The sequence below is a fragment of the Nocardiopsis halophila DSM 44494 genome, from assembly GCF_000341245.1.
Classification (GTDB): domain Bacteria; phylum Actinomycetota; class Actinomycetes; order Streptosporangiales; family Streptosporangiaceae; genus Nocardiopsis_A; species Nocardiopsis_A halophila.
The window spans coordinates 1-7153 of the sequence record NZ_ANAD01000119.1 but is presented as its reverse complement, the minus strand read 5'-3'; the positions used below and the strand labels follow the sequence as shown (position 1 = coordinate 7153).

Genomic DNA, 7153 nt, shown 5'->3' with positions numbered 1-7153 from the left:
TGTTCCCGGACCGCGAGGGGCCCGGCGGCCGACAGCCGGCCCCGGGGAACCGCCGCGCCCTTTCGTCGCTGCCCAACTCCCTGCACCCCAACGGCCCGTCAGCCGGCCGGGGCCCGCGAGCGGGGCACCTGCCGCTTCGTCGCCGCCACCTTCCCGGACCACCAGCGACCCGGCGGCCGACCGGAGGCCCCGGGGACCCGTCCCTGCTTCATCGCCGCCCCTCGCCGGTACCGCTGAGGTGCCGGCGCCCGATCGAAGAGAGCGAACGGGGCACCAGCCGACCCGTCGCAACCCCCTCCGATCACCAGTCGTACGCCTGTCGCCCAACAGCGCCGCCGAGAGGCCACGACCTTTGCCGCCGCCTCCCGGCCTGCACCGGAAGGGGGCACCGACAGGCAGGAACATGAACCGCCCGCCCCTGCTGGCTGAACGGGCGCAGCGCTACTCGGTCTCCGCGCCCTCTCCGCCTTCCGGCTCCTCACCGGCGGCGGCCTGCTCGTGGTACATGCGGCGGGTCGCGTCGGTGTGCTCGCGCATCAGGCGGGCGGCCTCCTCGCCCTCGCCCGCCTCGATGGCGTCGATGATGCGCGCGTGCTCGTCCCAGGAGTCGCTGCCGCGCCGGGCCGCCACGAGGCCGTGGTACCAGCGCACCCGGCGGGCCACCTGCCCGGCCAGGTCGGCCAGGACCGCGTTGCCCGACAGCTCGGTGATCCGCCGGTGCAGGTCGGCGTTGAGCGCCACCATCTCCTCGGTGTCGCCGCGCTCCAGCCCCTCGCGCCCGGCGCGGCACAGCCGGCGCAGTTCGGCGACGCCCTCCTCGCCGGCGTGCGCGGCGGCCAGCCGCGCCGACTCGCTCTCCAGCAGGCCGCGCACCGCCAGCAGCTGCTCGGCCTCGTCCTCGCTCGGGCGGTGCACGAAGGCCCCGTACCCGGGGCGCAGGTCGACCCAGCCCTCGTTGCTCAGCCGCTGAAGGGCCTCCCGGATGGGCTGGCGGGACACGCCCAGCCGCTCGGCCAGCTCGTTCTCCACCAGGTGCTGGCCCGGTGGCAGCCGCCGCAGCGTGATCAGTTCGAGCAGCGTCTCGTACACGCTCTCGCGCAGCGGAACGGGACGGCGGACCGGGGTGGGCAGCAGGTTCTTATCGAGCGGGCGTGAGGCCATCGTCAATCGAGATTTCCGTCTGTGGTCGCGGCGGTGTCGGCGAGGCCGGGCGGGGTCGCGCTCCTCGGCGTCCTCGTACCCGGCAGTCTAGTGTCGGACCGTCTCGCCCGCCGGACGGGCGGCCGATCGCGGCGCCTCTCTCGGAGCCCCTCTGGGCCCCGGGACGGCGGGGCTCAGCGCGGCAGCCGGACGATCTCGGCGGCCGGCCCCGACCAGTCCGGCGGGATCACCGCGTAGCCGTCGGCGGCGGCCGGGGAGCGCAGGCTCCCAGGTCGATCGTGCCCCACGGGCTCGGCGCCGCCCTCCGTGAGGCGGACCGCGACCAGCCGCGTGTCCCGCGGGTGCGGGTGGACCGGGACCGACAGGTCCGCCCGGTGCGGCACGGCCGCGGCCGGATCCGGCCGCCCGGCCAGTGCCGACAGCAGCGGCGCCAGCAGCGTCACGGCGGCCACGAGCGCCGCCCCCGGGTTCCCGGGCAGGCCCACCACCGCGGGACCCTCCGGCAGCCGGGCCAGCAGCTGGGGGTGGCCGGGGCGGCACTCCACCCCGTCCACCACCGTCTCGGCCCCCAGGTCCGCCAGGGCGGAGCGCAGGTGGTCGGCCGGCCCTTTGGAGGAGGCGCCGCACACGGCCACCGCATCCGCCCCTGTCCCGGCGGCCGAGCGCAGCGCCTCGGCCAGGCCGGTGCGCACGTCGCCCAGGTGCACGGGGGCCTGGGCGCGGGCGCCCGCCCACGCGGCCAGGCCGGGGAGCATGGGCCCGATGGCGTCCCGCACCCGCCCCGGGCCGGGGACGCCGGTGCGCACCACCTCGTCCCCGGTGACCAGGACGGCCAGGAGCGGGCGGCGCACGGGGAGCTCGTCGTGGCCGAGCGAGGAGGCCAGGCCCAGGACGGCGGGGGTGACGGCGGCGCCCTGCTTGAGCACGACGTCGCCGGGCCGGGTGTCCTCTCCGGCGCGGCGCACGTGCCGGTCGGGCTCGGTCTCCCCCGAGACGGTGTCGCCGCCCTCGTCGCGGGCGTGCTCATAGGGCAGGACCGCGGTGGTTCCGGGCGGGGTGGGCGCGCCGGTGGCGATCTCGACGGCGGTTCCGGGCTCCAGCGGGTCCTCCGCGGGCCGTGCCCCGGCGAGGACGCGGCCGGCGACCCGCCAGGGGCCGGGGCCGCGGACGGCGTAGCCGTCCATGGCGGAGGTGTCGCAGTCGGGGATGCCGACGAGGGCGGGGAGGTCGGCGGCGAGCGTGGCGCCCAGGGCCTCGCTCAGGGGGACCCGGTGGACGGTGCCCGGTCCTGTCCGCTCACCGAGTTCCCGTGCCGCAGCGCGCGCTCGGCCCCATCCCGTCGAAGCGCCTTCGCGCTTGACCATCGCCACCCCTGTGCCGCCGCATTCGCCCTGTGCCCACACGCGTCCCTGTATATCCGCGCAGGGAGGCGCGTGGCGCGGCGACCCGCCCTGGACCCGCTCTGCGCCTCCCGGGCACGTCCCGCGAGGCACGACCGACGGAGCCTGACCCGGCGGCACGAGGGGGCCGGGACACCGCGTCACTGGTGAGGGTAACCGTCGACGGATCGGGACATAAGACCCGTCTCCCCCACATCCCCCTATCCCGACAGGAGGGCGCGGCGGGGCGCCTCGGCGGGCCGTGGCGACCGCGCCGGAAACCCTGTGCGACCGCTGATTTGCCACCTGCGGAGATTCCGCTAAAGTTCTAACCGCAGCACGGCGCAGGGCCCACCGGGAAGCCGGAGGGACCGGGGCCGGAAGCGCGCGGACGTGGCTCAGCTGGTAGAGCATCACCTTGCCAAGGTGAGGGTCGCGGGTTCGAATCCCGTCGTCCGCTCGGAGACCGGGGGCTCTCATCCCCCACGAAGGAATCCGGTGGAGTGGCCGAGAGGCGAGGCAGCGGCCTGCAAAGCCGTCGACACGGGTTCAAATCCCGTCTCCACCTCTCATGCATGGAGCACGGGCGGTTAGCTCAGTTGGTTAGAGCGCTACCTTGACACGGTAGAGGTCACAGGTTCGAATCCTGTATCGCCCACCAGCATTCCCGCAGGCCGGGACCGTACAACGGTCCCGGCCTGCGGTCGTTTCCCCGTCGATGGAGACGGCATGGAGACGATCTTCCTCCCCAACGCGCCCCGGCGGATCGCATCGGAACCCTTAGGCGCACTCTCCCAGGGCCGTTTCGTATGCCTGCTCCGCTGACAGGTTCGTCCTGTCAGCCGGGCTGCGCAGGACGCCGAAGTGGGTGCCGCAGACCAAGCTCATCGCCCCCTCCCTCCCCGGGAGCAGGCGCCGACGGCGAACAGACAGGCCCACCCGGGAGGCATTCGGCGGGCCTCCCGGGCGGGCGCGGTGGCCGCACTTCCCCAGGCGGCCGGGGAGCCGCCGCCCCGGGGGTCGGGTGGGGCGGCGGCGGATCGGTGGCGGTGGCTCGCCCGCCGCGCCGCCCGGCACTGCGGCGGGGCATAGGGCGCGGCGGGTGCACTTCCGCGTTCTCGCATGAGGGCCGCCCGCAGGCTCCCCACACCTGCGGGCGGCCGGACTTAATCGGCGTCGTTGTGTTCGAGCCCCGGGAGGACACCGAGGCAGCGCAGCAGGTGGCAGGCGGCGCCTGCGAGCCGCCCTAGCCGATGGAGACAGGCGTGGTGGAGGCCGACGTCGTGCCGGTCGGCGCGCTGGATGAGGTTCGCCCCGAGGACGACAGCCGGGACATCCCCGCCGTCGGAAGTCTCCAGGGGCACCGTGGTCGGTCCGGGGGCGGTGACCGCCACCCCGACCGTGCCGCGATCAGAGTGCCGCTGCACGGCGGTGCCCTCGCCGACGCCGTCCAAGAGGCCGTCGAGCAGGCCGCCCATCAGGACCACCGCCCGGCGAGCGCGGCCTGGACCTTGTCGCGCCCGAGGGTGCGGGCCAACCCCATGAGTGCTTGGACTTCGCGGGCCTCGTGCTCGCGCTGTTCGCGTTCGACCGCGGCCTGGTAGGGCCGGACCCGCGTCCGCGGGGCGCCGGTCAGACGGCGGTCGGCGTCGGCGATCAGCTCGCCGAAGGTGTCCAGGTCGCAGCAGGCCAGGCCGATGCCGTGCCGGGTGTGCTCGGCGGTGAAGAGCAGGCGTTCACCGTCGCTGGTGTAGCCCATGCCCCAGTCGGTGTACCGCAGGGCCAGGTCGACGAAGCGGGCGTAGTCGCCGCCTTCGAGGCGGGGCGGGGCGTAGGTGACGCTCATCGCGGCGCCCCCTGCGGCCCGATGTGGGCGTAGGTCACGGGCATGAGGTGGGCGCCCTGGCGGATGGCGGCGGCCACCGCCCCGGGTCCTGCGGCATCCACGAGCGGCAGCAGGGCGACGACGTGCGCCGCACGCCGGGCCACCAACGCGTTGCGGACCTCCGTGGCACAGGCGCCGGCGGGGTCGGGCGGGGTGAGCGTGTCGCGGATCGCCTCCAGCAGATCACGCGCCGGGGGCTTGAGGGGTCGGGTGCTCATCGCCCGCCACCTCCCGCCACCCGGTAGTTCACGGGCAGCAGCGCCGGGGCGCTGCGCACCGCGCGCGTTCCGGAGTCGAGGTCGCCGTTCCCGGTGATCTGCACCAGCACACCGCAGACGTATTCGGCGCGCCGGGAACGGAGGCGGTCCTGGCACGTGACGTGGGCCAGGTCGGCGGGGCGCGGGACTTCCATGGCGTCCCGGACGGCGTCGAGCAGGTCCGTGACGGCCGGGGGCGTGTCGGCGCTCATGCCGCAACCCCCTCTCCGCTCACGGTGAGGTGGCGGCGGAGCCGACGGTGGGCGCCGCGCGGGCCGGCGACCGTGGCGGTGACGCGCTCTCCGTTGTCGGTCGCCTGCTTGTTCTGTGGCTCACTCAGGCGGTCGGCACGCCAGGAAGTGCGCCGACCGCGCGGTGGTGACGGCGCGGTCAGCGCCAAGAGGCGCATCGAGCGCAAGATCATCATGGGTCCCCCAGGGGGATCGGGCCGCTGGATGAGGGCGGCACTAGGATGAATACCCTCCTATGATGAACTTAGGATTCCGAAGTTTGCAAGAGAGGCGCTGGAATCCGATCAACGGATTCCGAAAGATGCCCGTCTGAGGGGATCCCTCTACGATCGGTCTCATCGTCCTTTGGGAGAAGCAGTTGGCCAGGAGATATAGCCCGACCGTGCGCCGACGCCGCCTGTCGGCCGTCCTACGCGACCTGCGGCACACGTCCGGCAAGACGCTGGAAGAAGCCGCAAAGGAGCTGGAGTGGTCACGGGGGCGACTCGCCCACATGGAGAGCAACAAGTGGACGCGGCCTGACCTGGGAAACATCCGCCAGCTGCTCGATCTGTACGAGGTGACGGACGAGTCCCAGCGGGAAGCGATCCTGACGCTAGCCAGGCAGTCCCGACAGCGAGGCTGGTGGACCAAGTACAGCGACGTCTTCGGCAGCGATACCTATATCGGGTTCGAGTCAGAGGCGTCGGTGATCTCGACGTACCAGCCGATTGTGGTCCCCGGGCTCTTGCAGACCGAAGCCTACGCTGCCGAATCGGTACGCAGCGCTCTTGTCAGCCCCATCGACGAAGGTCAGCGGGTCATCGACGCGCGGATGGCACGGCAGGAGATCCTGACACAGGATGATCCGCCCGCTTTGTGGGTGGTCATTGACGAATCGGTCCTACACCGCATCCCTCAGACCGGCGGTGTCGCTCGGGAGCAGGTGCAACGTCTGATCGATGTGGCGCGTGATCCCTACAACGGGATCACCCTCCAAGTGCTCCCGTACTCGACCGGGCTGCACCCTGGGATCAGCGGTCCGTTCGTGATGCTGGACTTCCCGGGAGAGGCCGACCCGACCATGGTCTACCTGGAGACCCGCCTGTCCAGTCTCTTCCTCGAAGAACCCGATGAAGTCGCTGAGTACAAGCTGATCTTCGATCACCTCAAAGTGGCAGCGAGGTCACAAGGAGAGTCGATCGGATTGATGGAAGACCTAATGGCCGAACTGGAGTGAGGACCGACCGTGTATTCATCCGCTGAGCCTGAGCTGACCTTCCGGAAGAGCAGCTACAGCTCAACCGCCCGGGAATGCGTGGAGGTCGCCAACGCCCCGGGCGTCAACGCTGTCCGCGACACCGAGCATCGTGAGCAGGGCGCGCTGCTGTTCCCCTCGGGAGAGTGGGCCGTGTTTCTGCGGGAGGTTCAGACCGGCCAGCTCTGATATCCCGTGACAGACCGAAGGCCCCGGCCGAAGCCGGGGCCTTGGCGTATTCATCCGGCGCCACTCTACTTAGGCACCTCGCCCAGGTACACCCCGGCGTGCCCGATGTTGGTGTCGGAGGCGCTCAAGCCGTACGAGCCCATGCGCTGATCCGCCGACGTCCTCCAGCAAGGCGACGACCTCCGCCGAGGACATTCCAGCCGACAGCTCCTCGCCCGTAATCGCCGTCCGCGCCGTAGCGGGGGAGCGGTCCATCCTCACGGGCGTGGGGCTCGCCGGGCGCGTGACGCGATCGCAGGGCGGCGCCCCGGTCCATCCCCACGGGCGTGGGGCTCGCCGGAATCGGTGCCGCATCTGGCGGATGGTCGACGGTCCATCCCCACGGGCGTGGGGCTCGCGGAATCCGTGATCGGCCAGGACCTGGTGACCACGGTCCATCCCCACGGGCGTGGGGCTCGCCAGACCTCGACCGGCGGCTGGCGCCACCCAGTCGGTCCATCCCCACGGGCGTGGGGCTCGCAGAGTCCAAAACGGACACGTCCATACGTACTCCGGTCCATCCCCACGGGCGTGGGGCTCGCCGCACACCACCAGAGCCGCCGGACTCGACGTTCGGTCCATCCCCACGGGCGTGGGGCTCGCGGTCTCCCAGTCGGTGACGGCGTGGTCGATGGCGGTCCATCCCCACGGGCGTGGGGCTCGCTTGCCCAGGTCTCTTGCCATTTCCCCCGGGCGCGGTCCATCCCCACGGGCGTGGGGCTCGCGGCCACGGTGGTGTCGCCGGTGCGGGGCGT

8 protein-coding genes, 3 tRNA genes and 1 CRISPR repeat array are annotated in these 7153 nt (G+C 72.6%); of the genes, 5 read left to right on the top strand and 6 right to left on the bottom strand.

Annotated elements, in window-relative coordinates; all coding sequences use genetic code 11:
* Window positions 1-441 precede the first annotated feature (441 nt).
* Both D450_RS0114565 and D450_RS0114560 read right to left on the bottom strand, forming a co-directional pair.
* Window positions 442-1161: a GntR family transcriptional regulator gene (locus D450_RS0114565; RefSeq protein ID WP_017539401.1), complete on the bottom strand. Its 720-nt coding sequence runs from the start codon at window positions 1159-1161 to the stop codon at window positions 442-444.
* Window positions 1162-1334: 173 nt separating this feature from the next.
* Complete coding sequence (locus D450_RS0114560; protein WP_026128556.1) at window positions 1335-2525, bottom strand: molybdopterin molybdotransferase MoeA; 1191 nt, start codon at window positions 2523-2525, stop codon at window positions 1335-1337.
* A 402-nt stretch (window positions 2526-2927) separates the two neighbouring features.
* On the opposite strand from D450_RS0114560, the gene D450_RS0114555 reads away from it, so the two are divergent.
* The 3 genes from D450_RS0114555 to D450_RS0114545 all read left to right on the top strand — a co-directional run bounded on the left by D450_RS0114555 (window position 2928) and on the right by D450_RS0114545 (window position 3201).
* Window positions 2928-3000, top strand: a tRNA-Gly gene (locus tag D450_RS0114555).
* Window positions 3001-3037: 37 nt separating this feature from the next.
* Window positions 3038-3108: transfer RNA gene (locus tag D450_RS0114550), tRNA-Cys, on the top strand.
* Between the two features lie 16 nt (window positions 3109-3124).
* Window positions 3125-3201, top strand: a tRNA-Val gene (locus tag D450_RS0114545).
* Between the two features lie 505 nt (window positions 3202-3706).
* Here the strand turns inward: D450_RS0114545 and D450_RS0114535 are convergent.
* From D450_RS0114535 to D450_RS0114520, 4 genes are read right to left on the bottom strand one after another with little or no spacing between them, the layout of a single operon-like run.
* A complete protein-coding gene (locus D450_RS0114535; protein ID WP_152520839.1) occupies window positions 3707-4018 on the bottom strand; it encodes a hypothetical protein in 312 nt (103 codons plus the stop codon).
* A complete protein-coding gene (locus tag D450_RS0114530) occupies window positions 4018-4386 on the bottom strand; it encodes a hypothetical protein (RefSeq protein ID WP_017539397.1) in 369 nt (122 codons plus the stop codon). Before D450_RS0114530 ends, D450_RS0114535 begins: the two co-directional genes overlap by 1 nt.
* Complete coding sequence (locus tag D450_RS0114525) at window positions 4383-4643, bottom strand: hypothetical protein (protein WP_017539396.1); 261 nt, start codon at window positions 4641-4643, stop codon at window positions 4383-4385. Before D450_RS0114525 ends, D450_RS0114530 begins: the two co-directional genes overlap by 4 nt.
* Window positions 4640-4894, bottom strand: coding sequence for a hypothetical protein (locus D450_RS0114520; RefSeq protein ID WP_017539395.1), 255 nt, complete (start codon window positions 4892-4894; stop codon window positions 4640-4642). The genes D450_RS0114525 and D450_RS0114520 overlap by 4 nt, the downstream gene beginning before the upstream one ends.
* A 421-nt stretch (window positions 4895-5315) precedes the next feature.
* On the opposite strand from D450_RS0114520, the gene D450_RS0114515 reads away from it, so the two are divergent.
* Window positions 5316-6152, top strand: a complete 837-nt coding sequence (locus D450_RS0114515; RefSeq protein ID WP_241483156.1) for a helix-turn-helix domain-containing protein — start codon at window positions 5316-5318, stop codon at window positions 6150-6152.
* 9 nt (window positions 6153-6161) lie between these two features.
* Window positions 6162-6359, top strand: a complete 198-nt coding sequence (locus D450_RS0114510; RefSeq protein ID WP_017539393.1) for a DUF397 domain-containing protein — start codon at window positions 6162-6164, stop codon at window positions 6357-6359.
* Window positions 6360-6606: 247 nt separating this feature from the next.
* A CRISPR array of direct repeats spans window positions 6607-7123; the repeat unit is 29 nt; unit sequence CGGTCCATCCCCACGGGCGTGGGGCTCGC.
* Window positions 7124-7153: the final 30 nt, after the last annotated feature.

Bases quoted from the DNA above. Each gene is read 5' to 3' on its own strand.
- D450_RS0114565 (WP_017539401.1), bottom strand. From the start codon at position 1,161: ATGGCCTCACGCCCGCTCGATAAGAACCTGCTGCCCACCCCGGTCCGC.
- D450_RS0114535 (WP_152520839.1), bottom strand. From the start codon at position 4,018: ATGGGCGGCCTGCTCGACGGCCTCTTGGACGGCGTCGGCGAGGGCACC.
- D450_RS0114560 (WP_026128556.1), bottom strand. From the start codon at position 2,525: ATGGTCAAGCGCGAAGGCGCTTCGACGGGATGGGGCCGAGCGCGCGCT.
- D450_RS0114530 (WP_017539397.1), bottom strand. From the start codon at position 4,386: ATGAGCGTCACCTACGCCCCGCCCCGCCTCGAAGGCGGCGACTACGCC.
- D450_RS0114520 (WP_017539395.1), bottom strand. From the start codon at position 4,894: ATGAGCGCCGACACGCCCCCGGCCGTCACGGACCTGCTCGACGCCGTC.
- D450_RS0114525 (WP_017539396.1), bottom strand. From the start codon at position 4,643: ATGAGCACCCGACCCCTCAAGCCCCCGGCGCGTGATCTGCTGGAGGCG.